Source organism: Nocardia amamiensis NBRC 102102 (assembly GCF_001612745.1).
Lineage (GTDB): Bacteria > Actinomycetota > Actinomycetes > Mycobacteriales > Mycobacteriaceae > Nocardia > Nocardia amamiensis.
The window spans coordinates 1-715 of the sequence record NZ_BDBA01000469.1; the positions used below are offsets into that span (position 1 = coordinate 1).

Here is a 715-nt window from a genome sequence, read left to right on the forward strand (position 1 = left end):
CCCGCCGCGGCGAGCGCGGTCCGGGCGAGTCGTGTGTGGGTCATCACGTCCTACATACCGTCGATGACGGAGCTGATCCGTCCCAGCAGAGCCCGCACGGTCGTGACGTCCCGGTCGGCGGCTGCCTCGATCGTCGCGGCGTCGGGGATCATATCCCGCACCAGGGCGACGACACTGCGCTCGTCGTCGAGGTCGATGTCGGTGACGGTGGCTTCGGCGACCGCGAGCACGTCTTCCGGGCCGGGTACGGCGCTGTCGAGGTCGCGGCGGTAGATCTCCAGCGTGAGAGTCGCGCGGACGGTCCGGAACGCGAAGGGGTGGCCGTCGGCGGTGGTCCCGAACCCGTGCGCGTACGGGCCGACGGTGATGTCGTCGACGGTGAACCCCGGCGGATGGTCGGCTTTCAACCGGATCTCCCTGAATCGGACTGCGGGTGGACTCCACCGTAACTCCGATCACCGACATCCTGCTCGAGCCGACACCCCGGTCGGTCGGTTCAGTGCGTCATCATGGTCAGATGGTGAGGTTGCGGAAGATTCGTCGGTAGTTAGGAGTTCGGTGCATGCGCCCTCGCGGCTCGATTCTCTCGGCACTCGCGGGTGGGGCGGTGCTGGTGCTGCTGGTGCTGCTGGCCGGATGCTCCTCTCGTACCGGCGGCGCGGACCTGCCGAGCAGGGATCCGGCGACCGCGGCGATCGCACCCGCGGTGACCGCG

1 protein-coding gene is annotated in these 715 nt (G+C 69.0%); it reads right to left on the minus strand.

Going from position 1 to position 715, the window contains the following annotated elements; genetic code table 11:
- Positions 1-50: 50 nt before the first annotated feature.
- Positions 51-407, minus strand: coding sequence for a hypothetical protein (locus NA4_RS38465; RefSeq protein WP_067481186.1), 357 nt, complete (start codon positions 405-407; stop codon positions 51-53).
- Positions 408-715 lie beyond the last annotated feature (308 nt).